This window comes from Spongiibacter sp. UBA1325 (assembly GCF_002306875.1).
GTDB lineage: Bacteria > Pseudomonadota > Gammaproteobacteria > Pseudomonadales > Spongiibacteraceae > Spongiibacter > Spongiibacter marinus.
In genome coordinates this window covers 14,066-33,892 of record NZ_DBTD01000005.1, presented here as the reverse complement: position 1 = coordinate 33,892, position 19,827 = coordinate 14,066, and the positions used below count along the sequence as shown (strand labels likewise).

The 19,827-nt window shown below is 54.6% G+C and carries 24 protein-coding genes; 22 read left to right on the top strand and 2 right to left on the bottom strand.

The window, feature by feature from the left end; translation table 11 throughout:
- The first annotated feature begins 337 nt into the window (after nucleotides 1-337).
- From B3K78_RS05260 to B3K78_RS05160, 21 genes are all read left to right on the top strand, one after another.
- Nucleotides 338-811, top strand: coding sequence for a DUF6998 domain-containing protein (locus tag B3K78_RS05260; RefSeq protein ID WP_286694591.1), 474 nt, complete (start codon nucleotides 338-340; stop codon nucleotides 809-811).
- Nucleotides 812-856: 45 nt separating this feature from the next.
- Nucleotides 857-1,147: a hypothetical protein gene (locus tag B3K78_RS05255; protein WP_286694590.1), complete on the top strand. Its 291-nt coding sequence runs from the start codon at nucleotides 857-859 to the stop codon at nucleotides 1,145-1,147.
- A gap of 82 nt (nucleotides 1,148-1,229) precedes the next feature.
- On the top strand, nucleotides 1,230-1,661 hold the full coding sequence (locus B3K78_RS05250) for a hypothetical protein (protein ID WP_286694589.1): 432 nt from the start codon (nucleotides 1,230-1,232) through the stop codon (nucleotides 1,659-1,661).
- 61 nt (nucleotides 1,662-1,722) lie between these two features.
- On the top strand, nucleotides 1,723-2,166 hold the full coding sequence (locus B3K78_RS05245; protein ID WP_286694588.1) for a hypothetical protein: 444 nt from the start codon (nucleotides 1,723-1,725) through the stop codon (nucleotides 2,164-2,166).
- Nucleotides 2,167-2,288: 122 nt separating this feature from the next.
- Nucleotides 2,289-2,591, top strand: a complete 303-nt coding sequence (locus B3K78_RS05240) for a hypothetical protein (protein WP_286694587.1) — start codon at nucleotides 2,289-2,291, stop codon at nucleotides 2,589-2,591.
- A 674-nt stretch (nucleotides 2,592-3,265) separates the two neighbouring features.
- The gene (locus B3K78_RS05235; protein WP_286694586.1) at nucleotides 3,266-3,595 is read left to right on the top strand and encodes a hypothetical protein; all 330 of its coding nucleotides are present in this window, start codon (nucleotides 3,266-3,268) and stop codon (nucleotides 3,593-3,595) included.
- Between the two features lie 153 nt (nucleotides 3,596-3,748).
- Complete coding sequence (locus tag B3K78_RS05230; protein ID WP_286694585.1) at nucleotides 3,749-4,348, top strand: DJ-1/PfpI family protein; 600 nt, start codon at nucleotides 3,749-3,751, stop codon at nucleotides 4,346-4,348.
- A gap of 95 nt (nucleotides 4,349-4,443) precedes the next feature.
- Entirely contained in the window at nucleotides 4,444-4,848 is a 405-nt protein-coding gene (locus B3K78_RS05225; RefSeq protein ID WP_286694584.1) for a GNAT family N-acetyltransferase, read from the top strand.
- Between the two features lie 177 nt (nucleotides 4,849-5,025).
- Nucleotides 5,026-6,663 (top strand): alkaline phosphatase D family protein, encoded by a 1,638-nt coding sequence (locus tag B3K78_RS05220; RefSeq protein ID WP_286694583.1) that lies wholly within the window; start codon nucleotides 5,026-5,028, stop codon nucleotides 6,661-6,663.
- A gap of 120 nt (nucleotides 6,664-6,783) precedes the next feature.
- Entirely contained in the window at nucleotides 6,784-7,062 is a 279-nt protein-coding gene (locus tag B3K78_RS05215) for a type II toxin-antitoxin system RelE/ParE family toxin (RefSeq protein ID WP_286694582.1), read from the top strand.
- The gene (locus B3K78_RS05210) at nucleotides 7,062-7,355 is read left to right on the top strand and encodes a HigA family addiction module antitoxin (RefSeq protein ID WP_286694581.1); all 294 of its coding nucleotides are present in this window, start codon (nucleotides 7,062-7,064) and stop codon (nucleotides 7,353-7,355) included. The genes B3K78_RS05215 and B3K78_RS05210 overlap by 1 nt, the downstream gene beginning before the upstream one ends.
- Before the next feature lie 83 nt (nucleotides 7,356-7,438).
- The gene (locus B3K78_RS05205) at nucleotides 7,439-8,134 is read left to right on the top strand and encodes a dioxygenase family protein (protein ID WP_286694580.1); all 696 of its coding nucleotides are present in this window, start codon (nucleotides 7,439-7,441) and stop codon (nucleotides 8,132-8,134) included.
- Nucleotides 8,135-8,375: 241 nt separating this feature from the next.
- Nucleotides 8,376-8,990 carry an outer membrane beta-barrel protein gene (locus B3K78_RS05200; RefSeq protein ID WP_286694579.1) on the top strand — a complete coding sequence of 205 codons (615 nt, stop codon included), beginning with the start codon at nucleotides 8,376-8,378 and terminating at the stop codon, nucleotides 8,988-8,990.
- An 82-nt stretch (nucleotides 8,991-9,072) separates the two neighbouring features.
- Nucleotides 9,073-9,384, top strand: coding sequence for a YdhR family protein (locus tag B3K78_RS05195; protein WP_286694578.1), 312 nt, complete (start codon nucleotides 9,073-9,075; stop codon nucleotides 9,382-9,384).
- A gap of 88 nt (nucleotides 9,385-9,472) precedes the next feature.
- The gene (locus B3K78_RS05190; RefSeq protein WP_286694577.1) at nucleotides 9,473-10,237 is read left to right on the top strand and encodes an exodeoxyribonuclease III; all 765 of its coding nucleotides are present in this window, start codon (nucleotides 9,473-9,475) and stop codon (nucleotides 10,235-10,237) included.
- A 45-nt stretch (nucleotides 10,238-10,282) separates the two neighbouring features.
- A complete protein-coding gene (locus B3K78_RS05185; RefSeq protein ID WP_286694576.1) occupies nucleotides 10,283-10,726 on the top strand; it encodes a hypothetical protein in 444 nt (147 codons plus the stop codon).
- Between the two features lie 66 nt (nucleotides 10,727-10,792).
- Entirely contained in the window at nucleotides 10,793-11,503 is a 711-nt protein-coding gene (locus tag B3K78_RS05180; protein ID WP_286694575.1) for an SGNH/GDSL hydrolase family protein, read from the top strand.
- A 145-nt stretch (nucleotides 11,504-11,648) separates the two neighbouring features.
- On the top strand, nucleotides 11,649-12,422 hold the full coding sequence (locus tag B3K78_RS05175; protein ID WP_286694574.1) for an EAL domain-containing protein: 774 nt from the start codon (nucleotides 11,649-11,651) through the stop codon (nucleotides 12,420-12,422).
- A 210-nt stretch (nucleotides 12,423-12,632) separates the two neighbouring features.
- On the top strand, nucleotides 12,633-15,011 hold the full coding sequence (locus B3K78_RS05170) for a DUF6351 family protein (protein ID WP_286694573.1): 2,379 nt from the start codon (nucleotides 12,633-12,635) through the stop codon (nucleotides 15,009-15,011).
- A 102-nt stretch (nucleotides 15,012-15,113) separates the two neighbouring features.
- Nucleotides 15,114-15,959 carry an alpha/beta hydrolase gene (locus B3K78_RS05165; RefSeq protein WP_286694572.1) on the top strand — a complete coding sequence of 282 codons (846 nt, stop codon included), beginning with the start codon at nucleotides 15,114-15,116 and terminating at the stop codon, nucleotides 15,957-15,959.
- Nucleotides 15,960-16,046: 87 nt separating this feature from the next.
- Nucleotides 16,047-16,430 carry a VOC family protein gene (locus B3K78_RS05160; RefSeq protein ID WP_204997225.1) on the top strand — a complete coding sequence of 128 codons (384 nt, stop codon included), beginning with the start codon at nucleotides 16,047-16,049 and terminating at the stop codon, nucleotides 16,428-16,430.
- 15 nt (nucleotides 16,431-16,445) lie between these two features.
- Here B3K78_RS05160 and B3K78_RS05155 read toward each other — a convergent pair whose 3' ends face one another.
- A complete protein-coding gene (locus tag B3K78_RS05155) occupies nucleotides 16,446-17,270 on the bottom strand; it encodes an MBL fold metallo-hydrolase (RefSeq protein ID WP_286694571.1) in 825 nt (274 codons plus the stop codon).
- Between the two features lie 166 nt (nucleotides 17,271-17,436).
- Here B3K78_RS05155 and B3K78_RS05150 point away from each other — a divergent pair, with 166 nt between their 5' ends.
- Nucleotides 17,437-18,048 (top strand): response regulator transcription factor, encoded by a 612-nt coding sequence (locus B3K78_RS05150; protein WP_027874621.1) that lies wholly within the window; start codon nucleotides 17,437-17,439, stop codon nucleotides 18,046-18,048.
- Here the strand turns inward: B3K78_RS05150 and B3K78_RS05145 are convergent.
- Nucleotides 18,035-19,786 carry an ATP-binding response regulator gene (locus tag B3K78_RS05145; RefSeq protein ID WP_286694570.1) on the bottom strand — a complete coding sequence of 584 codons (1,752 nt, stop codon included), beginning with the start codon at nucleotides 19,784-19,786 and terminating at the stop codon, nucleotides 18,035-18,037. The two genes, B3K78_RS05150 and B3K78_RS05145, sit on opposite strands and share 14 nt — an antisense overlap.
- Nucleotides 19,787-19,827: the final 41 nt, after the last annotated feature.

The following is a 19,827-nucleotide window of genomic DNA, read 5'->3' as shown; positions in this document are numbered from 1 at the left end:
TCTTACAAGCTGGCCATCTACTGAAAAGAGGCGGTAGGCAACCAGCCGCCGTAAGGAGGTGATTAAGCATGGCAACGAAAAGCAAATGCAGGCCAACGCGCACAAGCAAAAAGCCTGGGCCAAAAACGGTGAAGGTCTCCGGCCATACCCGTTCCAAGCCTAAGTCATTGCCAAAGTGCAAGTAACCTGAAATTGGCTTTGGTGGGGGCTACCTCCTTTATGTTTTCAATCATGCATTCACACATAACAAGCGGCGGCAGTCGTGGCCTTCGGCCACTGGGACGGCGTGCTGCGCACACCGCCCCTGCGCCGGGCGTTAGCTGTAAAGAGGGTTCGAGTGAATCTCAAGCAAATGGGTGTAAAAGAGCTCTTGCAGTTGCAAGCATCTATTACGAAAGAGCTCAAAAGTCGTGGAGTGGTAAGAACTCAGAATAATCCGCTGGGCGATTACACTGAGTGGCTCGTGGCAAAAGCTCTGGATCTTGAGCTCGAAGCCAACTCCAAAGCAGGCTATGACGGCGTAGATAAGAACGGCACTCGCGTCCAAATAAAAGGGCGTAGAGTTACACCTACAAATAACTCGCGTCAGCTTAGTGCTATCCGAAAGTACGAGGAAAAAGACTTCGACGAATTGGCGGCAGTAATCTACGACGAAAACTTCAACGTCATTGAGGCATTGTTAATCCCGCATGAGGTCGTAGGTGAATATGCCTCATTTCGAGAGCATGTAAATGCTCATATTTTAATCCTCAAAGGGCCAATTCTTAGTGACCCTAGAGTTAAATGTATAAAGCAGGCGGTATGCAGCTAACAAGAAGGTGCACGCGACGAGCGCGTGACCAAGGCGTTATAAGTCATGAGTAGCACGTCGAAGTTTTATGGATCGCTAGCGGTATTAGGTGCCGCATTGTCTTCACTGGATGTTCGTATCGCACTCGCATACGGCGTCACTGGTCTTCTGGCCCTGGTATTTGTGCAGGTTAGCGCAATGCTAAAAGCAGGCAGTTATACATCATTTATAGCGAGCGCGTTCTCAGAAAAAATTGAAGGCAGTAAGCGTTTTTACGCTGTATCCGGTCTGGCAATGATAGTGGGCGCATTTATCGGCATCTTTATCAGGTTTGCGTGGTTACAAAATGCCTTATAACAAGTTGCAGCACTATGCCCCGCTAGCGCGGGGCCGGACAGCCAAAAGCTGCGCTTTTGTCTGCCCGTGTGCAAGGCGTTATATGGCTTTAGAGACTCTAGCCTTACTGGCAACGTTTCTTCTCTTGGCAGGGTGCTCCAGTCAAGAAGATCACACAGTTGTAAGCGACAACACGCTCAATGATTTAAAAGAGCTTACGGAAGTCGCCGAGTATTTTTACGAAAACCCCTCGATTGAAGAAACAATTGTTAAAAAGGTAGAGGGTATGATCTATCGGAAGGTTATCGGGGTGGGAACATTGCAGCCCCAAATATCTAAACTAAATGGAGCTTCGCTAAAGGGGTTGTGTGTAGTAGTAGTATTGTCAAGAAATCCCCGATTTGGAAAAGCGCTGGGCGATGGGCAGCTCAGTCAGCTTGCGATTAGTTATTTAAAAAGTATCGAGTCGAAATTGAAAGAACGTACCAATGAGCTTAACGAAACGATATTCACAGATAGTGATTGCGCCATATAACAAGGCGCGCAACCTGGACGGCTTCGCCGCCGGTTCGCTTGGTCGTTATGGATACCAATAGATGAATCGTGAGCGCGCTATAGTCAAAGTTTTTATAGTAAGCATTTTGCTCGTGTTTGGCGGGGGCGCGGCTTTGTATAACCAAGCAATGAGGCTCCTATCTCTCCATGAAAATGGAGTAGTCGTCAGAGGAACTGTTGTCGGGCTACAGTCGGTAAAAATTGGCTTTCCGTTTAATAAGCATTATTTAGTCCAAACGGAGGCTGGAATTATCTCGGTGCCAGTTCTGATCTCTAAAGAACTGGAGTACGACGCAAAGGTAACGGTCTTGTATGACCCGCGTGACCACGACAATGCTATAGTTGGGGTCAAGGGCAATGATCTGTTTTCATATTTTAGTAAGCGCAAGGAAGCATGGAATATTCTTTTTCTCACTGCGTTTGTAGCCTTAGGGCTGTACGGACTTTCGGCAACAATCTCCGCCATAACAAGGGCGCGCAGTTAGCCGCTAAAAAGCGCGGCAGGACAGCAAAAACTCCGCACCTTTTTGTGCAAACGCTCCGCTTATTTTTGCACAAAAAGCCGCTCCATTTTGTCTGCCCCTGGCGCCGGCGTTAGTTGTAAACCATGAATAAATTTTACCTCATACTGATTTCTCTGATTATTTCCGGCTGCGGAAAGGAAAATGAACTAATTGGCCTACGAGCAGGGGGATTTAATCTTGCTAACTCGGATCAACAATCGGCTGTTTTAAGGGAATTAAATAAATCTGGTATACCATTTAAAGTAACAGATGGCCGTGTGTGGTACCTCCAGAAAGATGTTGCTGAAGTTCGTCGTATCAAAAGGCGGATAACTATGCGGGAAGATGCATCACCATATGATATGGATTCAGAAGTTGCGGTGTCTGAGCTTCACCTTGAGATATAAGCGAAGCTTTGAAAATGCAGGCGTTCCATACACAGTTAAAAGTGGTAATGGTTACTTCAATATCCAATGGCGAGTTACCTACGCTGAAAAAGTTGACCAAATAGTTGAGGATGTCGGGTTTGAATTTTACGAGATATCAACAAACAACTAACAAGCGCAATCATTCGGAACGCCTTTAAGCTGCTTCCGCTGCGCTCCATCAACTTAAAGTCGTCCGGTGTTGCTGGCGTTAAACATCATTATGGAAATTCACCACTACATTACAGTCGGTGCAATATCTCTCTGACACACATTGTGAGATCGCTAGTCCGTACGAATAGAAACCCTATAGTGGCTGCCAGCGGCGGCATTGGCGTCGGCTTTCTATATGGTGTTGTTTCCTGATCGCTGGCCTAATTATCGCCAGAATACAGGAGTGCAGCCATTTGAATCTAAAGTCTATTTAGCAGTCTTTGGTATGTATTTCGTTGTCAGCATACTGCAGGCGGCAAGAATGGCCTGGGGGTTCACCACAAGAAGGTTGACGCTCGTCCAAATATCACACTTGGAGGGCGAGTGTTGTAAGCAAGAGGGAGCGTTAGCGAAAATGTTTAACCGAGCAGAGCAGAACTGCCCATCCCGTAGTGTGGGCCTCCATTTTGGGGTCTCGTCCCAGCTGAAAGGATAGAACGTTTATGAATGAGTTATTCGAAAATATTTCTCCTGTTGTCTTTGTAGCGTTCTTCGCATTTGTTATGTACTCAATGTTTTCTAAGAAAGGAAAAGGAATAATGATGGGAGGAAACATCGTTGATACGGCAAATGATGAGATCGTTCAGTCTTCAGGCATGCTGACCACTAAGATTCGCGCCCACGTTATTCAATCAAAATCGGGAGAAAGGCATCTCGGATTAGAGATTTCTGAGAACGTTAAGCTCGGCGCTAGTATGAAGTCGGTAAAGCTTTCAAAGCAGGAGGCCGAGAGGTTAATCGGGATGCTCAATGAAGTTGTGTCCAAAACTTAACATGCCAAGGCAGCAAACGCCCGGGGGAAGTTTTCTATGGACAACGCGCGGCGCGGACGCATTAGTAGTGGCGTCTACTTTTTGAAGGGGTCTCCCTACGCAGTTCCGCCTTCCCAGTTGTGAGCGTGATGGCTACACCGATAGAGAATTATTATGAAACTAGGTGTTTTGCTTTTTGAAGGATTCGAGCTATTGGATGTCTTTGGCCCACTAGAAATGTTTGGGCAAATCGATGATTTAGACATTTATATGGTTGCTGAAAAAGCCGGCGCAATAACTTCAGCTCAAGGCCCAGCCGTGATGGCCCAAGAAGAAATTTCAATAAAGTCAGATTATGACATTATCCTGGTTCCCGGTGGCATAGGAACGCGGAAAGAGGTGGAAAATACCGGGGTTATTAATTGGATTTCAGGCCAAGCTTCAAGGGCAAAGTATGTTGCCTCTGTATGCACGGGTAGTGCTTTACTCGCAAAAGCCGGAGTACTTGACGGCAAAAATGCAACCACCAATAAACTCGCATTTTCATGGGTGTGTTCTCAGGGGTTGAATACCAACTGGATTGGCAAAGCTCGCTGGGTTCAGGATGGGAATATCTTTTCTTCGGCAGGCGTGTCAGCTGGAATTGATATGTCCTTAGCGTTAATTGACGAGATATGGGGTAAACGTAAGGCCGAATCAATTGCGGATTGGACAGAATATCAATGGAACTCAGATCCAAACGATGATGTTTTTGCAGAGAAACAGGGCTTGTAACGTAGGGCAAAAAGGTCAATGTTGGTGGGCTGCCTGCATACCGCTTAGATTTGTTACGGCAGCCCCACATTGAGTCGTTATATTTCAGGGAAGCTATGAGCAAAGAAAACGGAGAGTACCGCATAAGTGATGATCGAAGTGATGTGCAACTTGATAAGGTTGAAGCACTTCTAAGGTCATCGTATTGGGCTAAAGAAAGGCCGCTGGAGACCATGATGGTCTCAATAGAGAATAGCATTTGCTTCTCGTTGCTTCACAAAGGTGAACAGGTCGGCTTTGCGCGAGTCGTCACTGATTTCGCTTCTGTAGCCTATATCGCTGATTTAATAATTCATCCGGATCATCGTGGTAGGGGCCTTGGAAAGTGGATGTTCGGTGAGATCACCAACGATCCGCGTTGGAGCGCGAAGTTTCAATTTCTTGCAACCGATGATGCTCATGGGCTGTATGAGCAGTTTGGGTTTTCTGGCAGTAGCAAGTTAATGAGCACAAAAATATAACAGGCGTTAGCCGCTGCCGCTGTGGTTTCTGCGGTTTGAAGGCCCGCCGTTTGCTGGTGTAAGTAGATTCGCATAACATCATCGACATCGATTTGGGCGCTTGCTCGTTCTACACACTCTATACAGACCTTGGTCCGCTAATGTCATGAAAAGAACTCATCGCCGCGTTGGTGCGCCATGCCGCTGACCAGACGCCGTATTCTCGGTCTTGTGCCTGCCGTTGCGGGCGTATCTCTGCTGAACGCATGTGGTGGTGATGCCGGGCACGGCGGATCGTTTTTGGTGGATGATGAAACGCTGTTGCCGCCGCTGGGGGCGGGCGATGCGGCGTCGGTATTTCCCTCGTCGGTGGCGAGCGGTGATCCTACACCCTCGGGCGTTATTCTCTGGACGCGCCTTGAGCAATCGGCAATCGTGCCTGATCAGGATGTGCTTTGGGAAGTGGCCGAGGATGAACGCTTCTTGCGTCGGGTGGCGGCCGGGCGCGTTCCGGTGTCGGTATTATCACCGGAGAGTGATAACGCTCTGAGGTTGGACGTAGATGGGTTATTGCCCGCCAACCGATTCCTTTATTACCGCTTCGCCCACGCTGGCGTGTCCAGTCGCGCGGGGCGGCTGCGAACATTACCCGAATCGGACGATGAGGTTGCGAGCCTTCGTTTGCTTGTGGCGTCTTGTCAGGACTATACCCTCGCGTATTTCCATGCCTTTGGCGAAATGGCGCAGCGAGAGGCTGATTATGTCCTGCACATGGGCGATTTTATTTACGAAAGCGCCATCGTGCCGCTACGGCCCATAAACCTGCCCTCGGGTGGGCAATATGCGAGCTCGCGGGAAGACTTGCTGACGATCTATCGCACGCATCGTAGCGACGCGAACCTGCAAGCGCTGCTGGAAGCGCACACGCTGATCTGCACTTTTGATGACCACGAGTTTGCCAATGATCTGTACTTCGACGGCGTGCGCCCACGCGGTCCCGATCATCCGCTGGACAGTGATCCGGAGGCGATGACCCAGTATGTGCGAGAGGCGTTAGATGTCTGGTACCACTATTTACCGGTGCGAGTGCAGTACGCGCCCGAGGCGGCTTTTCCTAATGTGATGACCGCGCAGCGGAGCTTTCGTTTTGGGCGCCTGGTTGAGCTTGCAATGACCGAGCTGCGAATGCACCGCTCACCGCACCCCTGTGGAGAGGGCAATTTCGGAGAGCGTCAGCTGGTTGTTGAAAGTCATTGCGAGGCCCGGCACGACGAAGGGCGCACCTTGCTGGGCGACGTGCAGAAGCAGTGGCTGTTGCAAACACTGACCACTAGCAGTGCGCGTTGGCGGGTATTGGGGTTGCCGATTCCGTTTTCACCCATTTCTATCGCGCAGTTGCCACCCACGGTGTACGAGGTTGATCACTGGGACGGATATACCGCTGAGCGAGCAGAGCTGTTGCACGCGCTGCGCGACACCGAAAATTTGGTGGTGCTGGCTGCCGACTTGCATGCATTTGCGGCGGCGACATTGCGTGACGGCTACCCGGATGGCCCCGCTGTCGGTGCGGAATTCACCACAAGCGCAGCGGCCGCGACGCCGATCGCGACCATTAACCCGCCAGCCAATGTATTCCTGCAAAGCCCCTTTATATTGGCAAATAACCCGCATTTTTCATTTTGGGATGGCACTCGTAATGGCTGGCTTGAAGTCGAGTTTAGCGATCAGGCTTGCACCGTTGCCGTACGTGCGATGCAAGCGCAGATTCCAATACCCAACCCCTCAATCGAAACGGCGCGCTTCACCGTAACAGATGGTGTTCCCGGCCTGGCTTAACGTTGGGCAGTGCGCTTTCCGAGAGACTGGGTGCGAGCAGTGCGCGCGGATACATTCACAGGGCCGCACCAACTGTTAAGTCGTGTTGTTGCGTGGTGCGCAACATGCTGTGGTCTGTGTATGATTAAATCATTCCGTTACGAAGGACTAAAGCGGTTTTACTTGACTGGCAACACGTCGGGTATACAAAGAGATCACGCCAAGAAGCTGCGTATGCAGCTGGCTGCTCTGGATACGGCCACTTCGGTAGAGAATATGGATATCCCCGGTTTTCGGCTTCACCCATTGAAGGGGCAAGACAAAGGGCGATGGTCGATTCGGGTTAACGGAAATTGGCGCATGACCTTCGAGTCTACAGACGGCAGTGCCTACATTCTTGATTATGAGGGTTATCACTGATGACTACGCATAGCCCGCCGCATCCTGGTGAATTCATTAGGGAGGTGTATCTGGAGCCCTTCGGTATCAGTTCCCGTCAGCTTGCGTCTAGTCTAGGGGTCTCGCCCTCCACGTTGTCTCGACTGCTGAAAGGGGATAGTGGAATTAGCCCTGAAATGTCTTTGCGGCTGTCCAAGGTACTGGGGCGTACTCCCGAGAGCTGGCTGGCAATGCAAGATATGTATGACCTGTCGGTGGCTCGCAGCACGGTCAATCTGGATGGCATTCGCCCTCTGGATTTCGAAGCAGCTTAACGAGCGGCTGTTTTCCGAGGTTGAGGATCAGGCCCCTGCGCTTGGCGCTACGGCATGCCGAAAAGTGAGGCATTAGCGATGTTATGAAAAGTCACTATTTGCCAACGCCGACAGGCCACACGTTCACGAGACGTGAGTTAATTTTACTCGGTATTGGGGCGTCGCTGCTGCCTTCCGGTTTGGCAGCTGCTGATACCCGTCGGGGATTACTGCAAGCGACGCCGAGGCAGACGGCGGGGCCCTTTTACCCTAATTGGAGCCAGGCGGATCGCGATGCCGATTTAACCAGGGTTACCGGTCGGGGTGAGAGCGCCAGCGGCGAGCTTATTCAGGTGTCAGGCCGGGTGCTGACCCCTGATAACAAACCTGTTGAGGGCGTATTCGTCGAGGTTTGGCAGGCCAATGCTCAGGGGCGTTACGCTCACGAGGCCGATAGTAATCCTGCCCCTATTGATCAGAATTTTCAGGGCTGGGGGCAAATGACCACCGATGCCAATGGCGCTTACCAGTTCACAACCATCATGCCCGGGCCGTATCCCGTTAGCCGCAGTTGGTCGCGGCCGCCTCATATTCATTTTAAGCTGCAGAAACCGGGGTTTAGTACGCTGACAACGCAGATGTATTTCGCGGGCCATCCCCTGAACGATCTGGATGCGCTGCTATTGCAGCATGGTGCTGAAGAGCGAGATCAACTTATAGTCGCGTTTGATGACCGCGGTGTGTCCAATGGTAATCGGCCGGTTCGGTCGGGCGTTTTTAATATTGTGCTCGAAGCGTAGGTATAGTGGCGTAGAAACGGACATGTGGCCTTTTCCTGGGGCGCTGCGCCGGTAGTAAGTGCCTACATTTGAATACATCCTCTCTTATTCACCCTGTCGTGGCCATTGAGTAACCCCGTTTACACACCAAGCGGGCTATCGACGTTCGCTATAAAACGTTGAGGTGAACCTGGCGCCGCTAAGTGTATTGATTAGTCTCTCCCAGCGGGTTATTTTGGCGATTTTTAAGGAAGCGATAGTCATGCATGGAATCTGGCGCTCAAGCCTGTTGTCGGTAGTTTTGGTTTCTCCCCTGGCCTGGGCAGAATCGCCCCTTCAGTCTGCGCCCTCGAATGAGCGGGTGGTGCGTGGAGTATTCAGTGCCGCCGTCACCGATGGCGGGGATGATCTGGCCAAGGTGCAATTTAAAAATGCCGACAGCGAAAAAATTAAAGCGGGCGGCCTGTTAATGGTCGGCGCTGGGGTGCTGGTGGCACCAAGCGACAGCCCTTTCTCTTACCAGCTAACGCTGAATTATCACTTTGACTCGATAACAGCAAAGAATGGCGATGCCAGTTTTGACCGTATGCCTATTGAGGCGCTGGTATTTTACAACAGCGGTAAACACCGCTTTGGCGCGGGGCTGACGCATCACCTTTCACCAGAGGTGGAGTTTGACTTTGACGATGCCCCGCGTGAGACCGTCGAGTTTGACGATGCCACCGGCGCGGTTATTGAATATAACTATGCGGTGTCGCCGAGTATTTGGCTTGGGCTGCGCTACACCGCCATTGATTACAGCCCCAGCGACGTTGATGGCGAGGACGTCGACGGCGACCATGTTGGCGTAACCTTGCATATTCCCTTTCACTTCTAGCGCTTAGCGTGGGCCAGTGCGCGGCCATTGGCGGCACTGGCACCAATTAGGATGTTGAGCGACGTGCCATAGGAGGGCGACGATGATCACCGTTATCAACAGTATTCAGCTGCCTGAGCCGATTAGCGTGGCCGAAGCGCGCGCCTTATTTTTGCAAACGGCCCCCCAGTACCAGCAGCTGCCAGGGCTGATTCGCAAGGTGTATACCCTGTCGGAAGACGGCGCCACCGTTGGCGGAGTGTATTTGTGGCGCAGTCGGGAAGCGGCGGATGCCCTCTATACCCCGCAATGGAAAGCGCGGGTGGCTGAGCACTACGGCGCGTCGCCGACACTGGTTTATCTGGAAAGCCCTGTGGTAGTGGACAACGTTAGCGGTGAGGTCATCAGCGACTAACGCGTTGTGCATCCGCTGCGCCTGTTCCTTTGAGGGCTGGTAGTTTGCGTGGTATATAGTGCCCCTGCTTTGATTAAGGACGGGATATATGCGCATAGCTTCTTGGAACGTGAACGGTATTCGCGCGGTAATGAAGAAAGAGTTTCTGGAGTCGGTGGCGACGCTGGATGCCGATGTTTTATGCCTGCAGGAAACCAAGGCGCAGGACGACCAAGTGGCCGCGGCGCTGGAAACCCTTGAGGGTTACCACATTTACAGCAACTCGGCGGAGCGCAAGGGCTATTCGGGCGTGGCCATTCTGAGCCGCAAAGCGCCGCTGCGAGTGTTCGCGGATATCGGCATTGATGAGCACGACAAGGAAGGGCGCGTGCTCACTGCTGAGTTTGACGACTTTTACCTGCTTACCGTTTACACCCCCAACTCCGGCAGTGAGCTGGTGCGCTTGCCGTATCGAGAGAGCTGGGATCGTGATTTTCTGGCCTATGTGAACAAGCTCGGTGAAGACAAGCCGGTACTTATGTGTGGCGACTTTAATGTTGCCCACACTGAAATGGATATCGCGCGCCCCAAGCCCAACTACAATAAAAGCGCGGGTTACACCCAAAAGGAAATCGACGGGCTGGACCATATTCTGGCGGCCGATTTTGTTGATACCTATCGCGCCCTGCATCCGGAAACGGTGAAATACAGCTGGTGGAGCTACCGTGCCGGTGCCCGTGGTAAAAATATCGGCTGGCGGATCGACTACTTCCTCGGCAATCGCGACTTTGTCGAGCAGCGAGTGACGGCGGCGGAGATCTGGAATGATATTCACGGCTCCGATCACTGCCCGGTCAGTGTGGATTTAAGCTAGTCGGGGCAAAAACAGGGCCAGTGATGATACGAGGGCGACAGGGCAATGGCATCTGAAGCGGAAAAAGGCCGTGTGGAAGTCAGCATTTTCTGCCGCTTTGCCAAGGCCGCAGGCCTGGATTACCGCGACGTTGAAAAACAATTGCCGGAGGGCGGCAAGCCGGATATTCGCTGTCGGCTCAATGAACACGTTACCTATTTTGAATTGACCGAGGCCTGCTCGGAAGACCTGGCCAAGGCGATCGCCGGGGCAGGGCGCGTTGACCGCGAGGCCCTCGCCCGCCTTACCGACTACACCTCTGCGACCTACCTGAAGAAAATTGCTAAGCGCTACCAAGTGAGCGAGCCCGTTGAGCTACTGATCTACAACATTGGCCGCACGCTGCTGCCCGATAAGGTGATTATCGACAATCTGCGCAAGCTCGCGCAGCGTGATAAAGGCCAGTTTCGCCGTGTGTGGTATTTCGGCGACAGTGTTGTTCAGCTCTAGCGTGGTGATGTGCAGGGGGAGTTGTCATGGAAAAGGCTGGGGCGGGCTGGCGTTGAGGCGACGTAGATGATCTATCCGCTGTCGGGAATATTGCTCGGGCCGGTCTTATTGGCTCAGGGGCGCTATGTGCGCCGTACTACGCCGCGTCTGCCCGAGGCCGCGGGGCCGCGCTCGGGGCAAATGGGCGACAGCGGGCAAGCGCTGCGCTTGTTGTTGGTGGGCGACTCTGCGGCGGCGGGGGTTGGCGTTGCCCGTCAGGAAGAGGCCTTGCTGGGCCAGTTGGTCGCCGGGCTTGCGCCGTTGCGGCCGCTACATTGGCGCCTGCTGGCGCGCTCCGGCGATACTTCCGCACAGTTATTGGCACGTTTAGCCAGCGAGAGCGCTGACGCCGCCGACGCTGTGGTGGTATCTATTGGGGTGAATGACGTACTTGCCGCCACTGGGCGGGGCCGGTGGCGCAGCAACATTAGCGAGATTATCCGCCTGCTGCGCGAGCGCTTTGCCGCCAAGCATATTTATTTTTCCGCGCTGCCACCCATGCACGCCTTTCCTGCATTGCCGCAACCTCTGCGTTGGTGGTTGGGCCTGCGCGCCCGGCAATTAAATACCGAGCTGAGACAGCTTGTTGAGCCGCTGGCAGACTGCAGCTACGTTCAGGTGCCTTACACCTTGCACCCAGCGGCTATCGCCGAAGACGGTTTTCACCCGGGTGCGGCGGCCTATCGGGAGTGGGCGCGCCACCTCATTAACGACGTGGGCCTGGGCTGCTGTGACTAAACTGCGCCGTTGCGGCTGTAGCGGACAGAGAAGCTCTTTATTACTCGAAGACTGATCCATATGGGTCTACGCTGGGTACTGTGAGGTGCGGGCTTGCGGCAACCGGCCGCTTAATTGCCAACCAGGCGCCTCCGTGGGGACCTGAGTGGACGACAGCATCATTATTCACGACCGTTTTTCCTGCAATGCCTGTGCTGACCAAGGCGACCTCGGCTTTGATTTTTCCATGGCGTTTCAGCCGATTGTCGATTGCCAAAATCGCCGTTTATTTGGTTATGAAGCGCTGGTGCGAGGCTTACATGGGGAGCCAGCCGGGGCGGTGATGGCGGAGGTCAGCGACGACAATCTATATCTGTTTGATCAGCTGTGCCGGGTGAAGGCCATTGCGCTGGCGGCGGAGCTGGAGCTCACGTCCATCCTCAGCATTAATTTTCTTCCCAATGCGGTATACAAGCCCGAGCGCTGCATTCGCACCACGCTGAGTGCGGCGAAGGCGCATAACTTCCCCCTTGAGCGAATTATGTTTGAGTTCACGGAATCTGAGCAGGTGCGCGACAGTGGCGTGGTTAAAGAGATTGTGGAGTACTACAAGCGCTCTGGCTTTTTAACGGCAGTTGATGACTTTGGTGCGGGCTATGCCGGTTTGGGGCTGCTGGCAGACTTTCAAACCAATCTGGTCAAATTCGATATGGCGCTGATTCGCAATATTGAGCGGGACTATCCGCGCCAGCGCATTGTTGTGAACTGTCTTAAGCTCTTTGAGGAGCTGGGTATTACCGCCCTGGCAGAAGGCGTGGAAACCCTTGAAGAGATGCGCTGGCTTACGCAGGCGGGCGTGCGCTTAATGCAGGGCTACCTGTTTGCCAAACCCGGTTTTGAGTCACTGCCGCGCGTAGATATGCAGCTGCTGGACGCGTGACGCCGCGCATTTTCCTGCCCCCGGCTATTGTCGCCGCTTCCCGTCAGCCTTTCACGGCGACGAAATTGCGGCTTATGCTCCCCGTTTTCCGCCGCTCTACTATGCTGAAATCAGTCTTTGCATTTGACACTGCACGTTAAGTCTATAAAGTGACATAGCGGTTTGCGCGGCTAGGCGGTTGCGTCAGCCGGAGCGTGGAGGAGGACACCCGTGAATAATAAGATAATGTTAGTCGTTTTTACCCTACTGCTTGCCGCGTGCGGCGGCGGTAGTTCAAGTAGCAGTAACTCGGGTGGCAACCCAGATCCCGGCAATGGTGGTAACCCCGGTGGCCCCGGAACGGTCGATGACCGCGTAAGCCTGCAAGTGCTGTCGAACCGACCTGACCTAGTCTCTGCTGGCGATGTGTTGGTAGAGGTGGTTGCGGAAGATGCTGCCGCCGTCGACGAGCTGGTACTGCTGCGCAACAACACCGATGTGACTCAGCTGCTGCAAGCTGACCCGGATAATCCGCTGCGCTTGTTGGCCCTGGTTGATGGCCTGAGCGTCGGCGAGAACACCCTAAGCACGAATATTGGCAACAGCCTGACGGTAGTAAACCACCCCTCTGGCGGCCCCGTATTTACCGGCCCGCATATCCAGCCCTGGAAGTGTCAGGACAGCGCTGTGGACGAAAACTGTAACCAGCCTGTTGAGTACCGCTGGTTGTACAAGTCCAGTAACTCCCTGCAGGGCGGCTTGCAGGCTTATGACCTGGACAATCCGCCCGATGATGTGGCGATGACCACCACGGATAACGGTGAAACGGTGCCGTTTATTGTGCGCCAGGAAATTGGTTATCAGGCCCGCGATCAATACACGATATTTACGCTGCAAAAAGTCGGTGAAGACTGGACGCCAATGCAGCCGCAGTCACAGTGGAACCGCCGTCTGTTGGTGACCCACGGCGGTAACTGTCGCGGTGACCACGACACCAGCTCGGCGCGCACCGACGATTACGCTGGCACCATTCCCGGCAACCCGCTGATTGAGCAGTCCTATATTACTGCGCTGGGGCTGGGTTGGTCGGTGCTGTCCACTGCTCAGCTGAACCTGGGTCACAACTGTAATTTGAGCTATCAGGCCGAGTCGCTGCTGATGGCAAAAGAGCGCTTTATCGAGCAGTACGGCGAGCTGCGCTACACCGTTGGCACAGGCTGTTCAGGCGGGGCGATTACCCAAAACATGATCGCCAATGCCTACCCCGGCCTGTATCAGGGCTTGCTGACCACCTGTACCTACCCGGATGTGATGAGCACCGCGACCCAGTTTGCGGACTACCACATTTTGTTGAAGTACTTCGACTTTAACGTCGATACCACCGAGCCCAGTACGCCGGAAGACCTGATCGCTCATGTGGAAAACATCGTCGGCGCGCAAGTTGCCCGCGATGGCACGCCGTTTACGGTGCTGCAGCAGAACGCCATTTACGGCCACCTTAATGGCATAGTGAATGCCTCGCTGGCCGACTCGGCGTTGTTCGCCGAAGCGGTCGACCCTGCGTCTAACTGCGGGGGAGTGAGTGCGGAAGAGCGCTTTGACCAGGACACAAACCCCGGCGGCGTGCGCTGCGATGTACTGACCTTTATGCAAAATATGATCGGTGAGCGCGAGCGCTTCCCCGCCGAGGACCCCCGCGACCGCTGGAGCCAGATTGAAAAAGACCTGGGCTATGCGTTCTCGGGTTTTCCGCTGGGCAATGAAGGGGTGCAGTACGGCCTAACGGCCCTGCAACAGGGTATTATTTCGCCGGCGCAATTCCTGGCGCTCAACACCAATATTGGCGGTGTTGACCCCAGCCTGAATGTGACCCAGGAGCGTTTAAAGCCGGACTACCCGGCGCTGCCCAATGCTTACCGCACAGGCATTATGAACACCATTGTGAACATGGATACGGTGCCCATCATTAATATGACCGGCCCAGATCCCGGTGCCGCCCACGACAGCGTGCACGGTTACTGGGTGCGCTGGCGCCTGGAGCGGGAGTTCGGCCACCGTGACAACTTTGTGCACTGGGGGGGGCTGACACCGCTGGTTGGCGACCTGAATTATATGAATCAGTCGCTGGTCGCGATGGCCTCCTGGCTGGACGCCATTGAAGCCGACACCAGCGATGCGCCACTGGCACAAAAAATTATCGCCAATAAGCCCGACGATGTGCAGGACCAGTGCAATGGCATTCCCGGTGAGATGTGCCCGGAAGAGTTGATGCTGGTGTTCGGCACGCCGCGCACGGTGGCCGGCGCCGATAAATATGGCGACCAGGTGCAGTGTGAACTCCGGCCTTTCAGTCGCAACGACGACTACGGTCTGGGGAATGTAATGTGGCAGGAAAGCGATTGGCAGGCGCTTGAGCAAACCTTTGCGACCGGCGTTTGCGACTGGACCAAGCGCCCGCTGGAATGGCAGCGCACGATCACTTGGCTGAAATACCAGGATGCGCAGGGCGATGTGATTACCGGTGGCGAGCAAATGACGCCCGCTGCCTTCCCGGCCGGTTGGGCGAGCCCGGCGTTTGCCAAGACCTGGGAGCCAGGCTGGCAGCAGTAAGCCGACAGTCGTAACAAGGCGACCTCAGGACGGGCGGGATAGTGAATCATCCCGCCCGTTTCTGTATGGTGTGCGCTCTTTTTTGTGACTGCGACTCGCCTCATGCCCGATCACCACTATTCTGAATTGCGCCTCCTCAGTGCCGATGGCACGCCACTATTTGCCCGTGAATGGCGTCCGGCAGGGCCTGCCAAGGCCTGGGTAACCCTGAGCCACGGCACCAGTGAACACTCCGGTCGCTACGCCCATGTAGCGAAGGCATTTAACGATGCGGGCCTTGGCCTGGTGATGGCCGACCTGCGCGGCAGTGGCCAGAGCCCAGGAAAACGCGGCCATATCGAGCGGTTCTCGCAGTATTGTGACGATGTTAAGGCCGCGATCCGGCACACCCAGAGTCATCAGCCTGCCGTGCATTTTCTGGGTGGGCACAGCCTGGGGGGCTTGATCGCAGCCAGTATTGCGACTGAAAACCCCGAGGGTATCGATGGCGTATTTTTAAGCTGCGCCGCTTTTCAGTTGGGTTTTGCGCCCGCGCCCTGGAAGCTGGCGCTGAGCCGCGTACTCGCCTCACTGTGGCCCAGCCTGCCTATTAGTAACGAGATTGATGTCGCCCAGTTGAGCCGCGATGCCAGCGTGGGGGAGAGCCAGCAGCGCGATCCTTATAACCACGGCAAAGTGACCCCCAGTATGTTTTTGGCGTTCATTCATGCCCAGCAGCAGGTGATGCAGAATGCGCCGAACATTGAGTTGCCGATGCTGGTGATGCATGGCGGCGCTGATGCCATCAGTGCCTGCGAGGGCAGCGAGCGGTTCTTCGCCAAATTGCGCAGTGACAATAAGGCGCTAAAGATCTACGACGGCATGTACCACGAGATTTTTAATGAACTGGGCAAAGAGCAAGTGTTTAGCGATGTGCTGGATTGGATGGCCAAAGTCGGCGAGCAATAAGCGCTATCTTGTCCGTCCTTCGCATCCACCGAATGGGAATAACGCGCTATAGTGCTAGCCGTTTTTGCTCAACAGTAAGGAAGAGATATGTTCAGTCATGTAATGGTTGGTGCGAATGATGTTGCTGCATCAAAGCGTTTTTACGATGCGATTCTCGGTGCCTTGGGCTATGAGCCGGGAATGATGGACGAGCGCGGCCGCTGTTTTTATTTCACCGCCAGCGGTGTATTCGCCATTACGCCACCAATTAACGGTGAGCCCGCCTGTCATGGCAATGGCAGCACCATTGGTTTTGCCGCGAGCAGCCCGGAACAAGCCGATGCCTGGCATGCTGCCGGCGTGGCCAATGGCGGAACATCTTGTGAAGATGCGCCGGGTGTGCGCGAGGGCGCAATTGGTAAATTGTACCTCGCTTATCTGCGTGACCCATCTGGCAATAAGGTGTGTGCGCTACACCGCGTGGAAAGCTAGGTCTGTTAGTCGGCGCTAGGCCAGCCCGAGGCTGGCCAAACTGGCGCTGACCATATTGCGCTTGCTCATATGCATGAGTGAGAGCAGGGCGTTGGCGTCTTCGCGTCCGAGCAGTTTGCGCGTTATCTGGCGCTCGCTAAGGCCAGAGCGGTGCAGGGCTGCCACCTCATCGCGAAAGCCGCGAATATGGTCCAGTTTTTCCTGCAGCACGGCTTTGCCATTGCTCACCACCGCGCGGTGAGAGCAGAGCAGCGTGTCGAAGTCGAGTGATAGCACTTTCTCCAGACTGTCGATCCACTCGCCCACATTGTCTTCAATGGTCATGTATTTCAGCCGGCTGGAAACATATAAATCGCCTGAAAATAGCCAGCCCTCATTGGGCTCTAAGTAGCACACCAGGTCGGAGGTATGGCCGGGGGTGTGAATGGGAATCAGCCGGTGGCCACTGCTGGTGTCGATATGCGTAGGCAGGGTTGCGGGCTGGCAAGCGGGAACATTACCAAAGGTCATTCGACGGATCGCCGACAGGCGCATGCCCGCTTTTAGCCTGTCGTGATTATTCGGGTGGCTGTAAAGCGCGGCGCCGTGTTCGCGTTGAAAATAGTCGGCATTGCCGCTGTGGTCTTCGTGGTGGTGGGTCAGCACCACTTGGCGAACGGCAATGTCGGCGAAGTGCCCGCTCAATGCCTCGCGCTCGCGCGACGGCCCGGTATCGATGACGGTGTCGCCCAAACGGTAGACGATGCAACTGGCGGTAAGGTGGTAGTCGCCGTGTCGGTTAACACGGCCCAGGCGTATGCCCTCGATGCCGTTGTGAGAAATGCTGTGTATCAGTGCCATAGGTCTTATCCATTATTTGCGCCTAGCCTATCATTACAGGAGCCATGGGTTAACTTAACGGCTCGTAATGATGTGCGGTGCCGAGCCGGATAAGGGTGAACCCCGGCTTATTTTGCCAGTGCATTCTGGGCTACTATGTCGTCGCCAATAACAATAGAGAAGTTCCTTGAAGGTTTTAATTGTTGATGACCATTTGATGTTTGCCGAGGCCCTGGCGCTGACCCTGCAGGCGAAACTGCCCGGCTGTGAGGTGGGGCAATACGGTTGTGCGCAGGCGCTATTGGGCGATGAGGCGGCGTTGGCCGCTGCCGATTTGTTGATCGTCGATGTGGCCATGCCGGACCTGGATGGACTGTCGCTGTTGCGGATTTTGGCGAGTTCGCGGCACACGCTGCGGGTGTTGTTATGCTCTGGCGCCATCGATGAGGACGTGGTGGAAAAATCCCAGCGCCTGTCGGTGGATGGTTTTGTCGACAAGTCTGAGGCCGCCGCCGAGTTGGTGACGGCGGTGACGAAGGTCATGGCTGGCGAAGGCTATTTTTCGGAATCCTACCGGCTGTTGGCCAGTCAAACCGCCGCACCCAGTATTAAGCTCAGCCGCCAACAGGGGGCGATATTGGCCCTGCTTCAGCAGGGGCAAAGTAATAAGGAAATTGCGCGCAGTCTGTCGGTGAGTTTGAACACCGTGAAAACCCATCTGCGGCTGCTGTTTGATAAATTGGATGTGCCCAACCGTACCGCCTGCCTGGAAAAAGCCCGCTCTCTTAAGCTCTTGTAAACGTATCTGGCGCGCACAGCGAGGCGATACGCTGCAGCAGCTCGGGCAGGGCAACGGGTTTGAGTAGCAGGGCGTCGGCGTTGAATGTTTGTTCATGCTGCCCGCGGCTATTGCCACTGAGCACGATTTTGGGCACAGGCTGTGGCCATCTCGACGTTAGTGCAGCAAATACATCGTTGGCGGTGTCGCCATTGGCGAGCTGACCGTCGCTAATCATGACATCAGGGTTCATCTCGCCGGCGCCAGGCAGGTCGGCGAGCGCTTCTGCCAGACTATTAAAGGCGTAGACATCGGCGCCCCATTCCACCAGCGCCATCGACAATGCGTCGGTGATACGTGGGTCGTCGTCCACAACAATAATGCGCAGCTGGCGCCCAGGCGGTAGAGGAGCCCCTTCACTTGCCGGCGCCGCACTGGGTTTTTCCGCCAGCGGCAGTGCGACGGTGAAGCGGCTGCCTTGGCCGGGAGTGGAGTCCACGTGCAATGTGAGCCCGCACAGTTCGCAGACGCGGCGGACAATGCTCAGGCCCAAGCCCAGCCCATCTTCGGCGTCATTGGATCGACTGGCTAGCTGGGTAAATTCCTTAAAAATACTGTCGTGGCGCATCGGGTCAATGCCGATGCCGGTGTCACTAACGGTGAGTTCGAGCTGTTTTTCTGTGTGGTGGCTACTAAGCCGAACGGTGCCGCGCTCGGTGTATTTAACGGCGTTGCCAATCAGGTTGCGCAATAGCTGGTCAAATAACAGTGGATCGGTGTTAAGCCAGTATTGGCGCTGCACATCATTGTGTAGTGCCAGGCCTTTTTGTTGGGCCTGAGGTAAGCACTCATTGATGAGCTTGGCGAGGTGCTCATCCAGACTGAAGGGCTGGGGTTTGGCGGAGAAGTGCCGGCTTTGCAGGCGGGATAACAGCAGTAATTGCTCCAGCAACTCCCCGCCGGAGGCGATGGCAGTGAGGATTTTTTCGCTGAGCTCACGGCTCGGTGCATCGCCCTGCTCGTTAATCAGCGAGGCGTAAAGCGACGCGGCTTGCAGTGGCTGGCGCAGGTCGTGACTGACCGCCGCCATAAATTGATTCTTGCTGCGATTGGCGCGCTCGGCGTCGCGCCGGGCGATATCGGCCTCGATGCGCAAACGAATATTGTTGAGCTGGGCTTTGTGTATGAACAGGCTGAACGCGGTCAGTGAGCACAAGGTGAGTAAGGGGATGCCTTTGATGAACCAGCTTTGCTCTGCGTGAAAGCGGATCAGATAGAGCGACAGAGAGATAAACAGCGGCGTAATAAAACTAATGAAGATATCGGGGTACACGCCCATGGACACCGAGGGCGTGGAGCTGATCAGGGTAATAACAAGCAGGAAGACTAAAATTTTCTCGGTGCTGGCGCCGTGAAAAAATAGGTAGGGCGCAACGCACCAGAGTCCGCTCCACATCAGCGCCATACCAATATTGATGGCGTGCCACTTCTTGATTTTGCCACTTTCACTGTCGCGGTGGCGTTTGTAGAAGCTGACGACCAGCAGTGAGACGGCGCTGGTTGTTAGCACCAGCGTCGCCCACAACAGTGCATCAGCCCGGCTCATGGCGCCGTTAAACGGCAGCAGCAACGCCAGGGCTATGGCTGCGGAAACCACAATACGAGACCCCACTTCCGCCATAAACAAATTGTGCCGTTCGCGGGTGATCTGACTTTCCAGCGGGAGGTCGGGTAAGTAGTCGTTAGCAGGTGCTTTCATTGGGGCATCGTTCAGACAGGGGCAGATCATAGTGTCGCAGC

Excerpts from the sequence above, each read along its gene's own strand:
- B3K78_RS05255 (WP_286694590.1), top strand. The coding sequence starts at position 857 with ATGAGTAGCACGTCGAAGTTTTATGGATCGCTAGCGGTATTAGGTGCC.
- B3K78_RS05250 (WP_286694589.1), top strand. The coding sequence starts at position 1,230 with ATGGCTTTAGAGACTCTAGCCTTACTGGCAACGTTTCTTCTCTTGGCA.
- B3K78_RS05245 (WP_286694588.1), top strand. The coding sequence starts at position 1,723 with ATGAATCGTGAGCGCGCTATAGTCAAAGTTTTTATAGTAAGCATTTTG.
- B3K78_RS05240 (WP_286694587.1), top strand. The coding sequence starts at position 2,289 with ATGAATAAATTTTACCTCATACTGATTTCTCTGATTATTTCCGGCTGC.
- B3K78_RS05235 (WP_286694586.1), top strand. The coding sequence starts at position 3,266 with ATGAATGAGTTATTCGAAAATATTTCTCCTGTTGTCTTTGTAGCGTTC.
- B3K78_RS05230 (WP_286694585.1), top strand. The coding sequence starts at position 3,749 with ATGAAACTAGGTGTTTTGCTTTTTGAAGGATTCGAGCTATTGGATGTC.
- B3K78_RS05225 (WP_286694584.1), top strand. The coding sequence starts at position 4,444 with ATGAGCAAAGAAAACGGAGAGTACCGCATAAGTGATGATCGAAGTGAT.
- B3K78_RS05220 (WP_286694583.1), top strand. The coding sequence starts at position 5,026 with ATGCCGCTGACCAGACGCCGTATTCTCGGTCTTGTGCCTGCCGTTGCG.
- B3K78_RS05215 (WP_286694582.1), top strand. The coding sequence starts at position 6,784 with ATGATTAAATCATTCCGTTACGAAGGACTAAAGCGGTTTTACTTGACT.
- B3K78_RS05210 (WP_286694581.1), top strand. The coding sequence starts at position 7,062 with ATGACTACGCATAGCCCGCCGCATCCTGGTGAATTCATTAGGGAGGTG.
- B3K78_RS05205 (WP_286694580.1), top strand. The coding sequence starts at position 7,439 with ATGAAAAGTCACTATTTGCCAACGCCGACAGGCCACACGTTCACGAGA.
- B3K78_RS05200 (WP_286694579.1), top strand. The coding sequence starts at position 8,376 with ATGCATGGAATCTGGCGCTCAAGCCTGTTGTCGGTAGTTTTGGTTTCT.
- B3K78_RS05195 (WP_286694578.1), top strand. The coding sequence starts at position 9,073 with ATGATCACCGTTATCAACAGTATTCAGCTGCCTGAGCCGATTAGCGTG.
- B3K78_RS05190 (WP_286694577.1), top strand. The coding sequence starts at position 9,473 with ATGCGCATAGCTTCTTGGAACGTGAACGGTATTCGCGCGGTAATGAAG.
- B3K78_RS05185 (WP_286694576.1), top strand. The coding sequence starts at position 10,283 with ATGGCATCTGAAGCGGAAAAAGGCCGTGTGGAAGTCAGCATTTTCTGC.
- B3K78_RS05180 (WP_286694575.1), top strand. The coding sequence starts at position 10,793 with ATGATCTATCCGCTGTCGGGAATATTGCTCGGGCCGGTCTTATTGGCT.
- B3K78_RS05165 (WP_286694572.1), top strand. The coding sequence starts at position 15,114 with ATGCCCGATCACCACTATTCTGAATTGCGCCTCCTCAGTGCCGATGGC.
- B3K78_RS05160 (WP_204997225.1), top strand. The coding sequence starts at position 16,047 with ATGTTCAGTCATGTAATGGTTGGTGCGAATGATGTTGCTGCATCAAAG.
- B3K78_RS05155 (WP_286694571.1), bottom strand. The coding sequence starts at position 17,270 with ATGGCACTGATACACAGCATTTCTCACAACGGCATCGAGGGCATACGC.
- B3K78_RS05145 (WP_286694570.1), bottom strand. The coding sequence starts at position 19,786 with ATGAAAGCACCTGCTAACGACTACTTACCCGACCTCCCGCTGGAAAGT.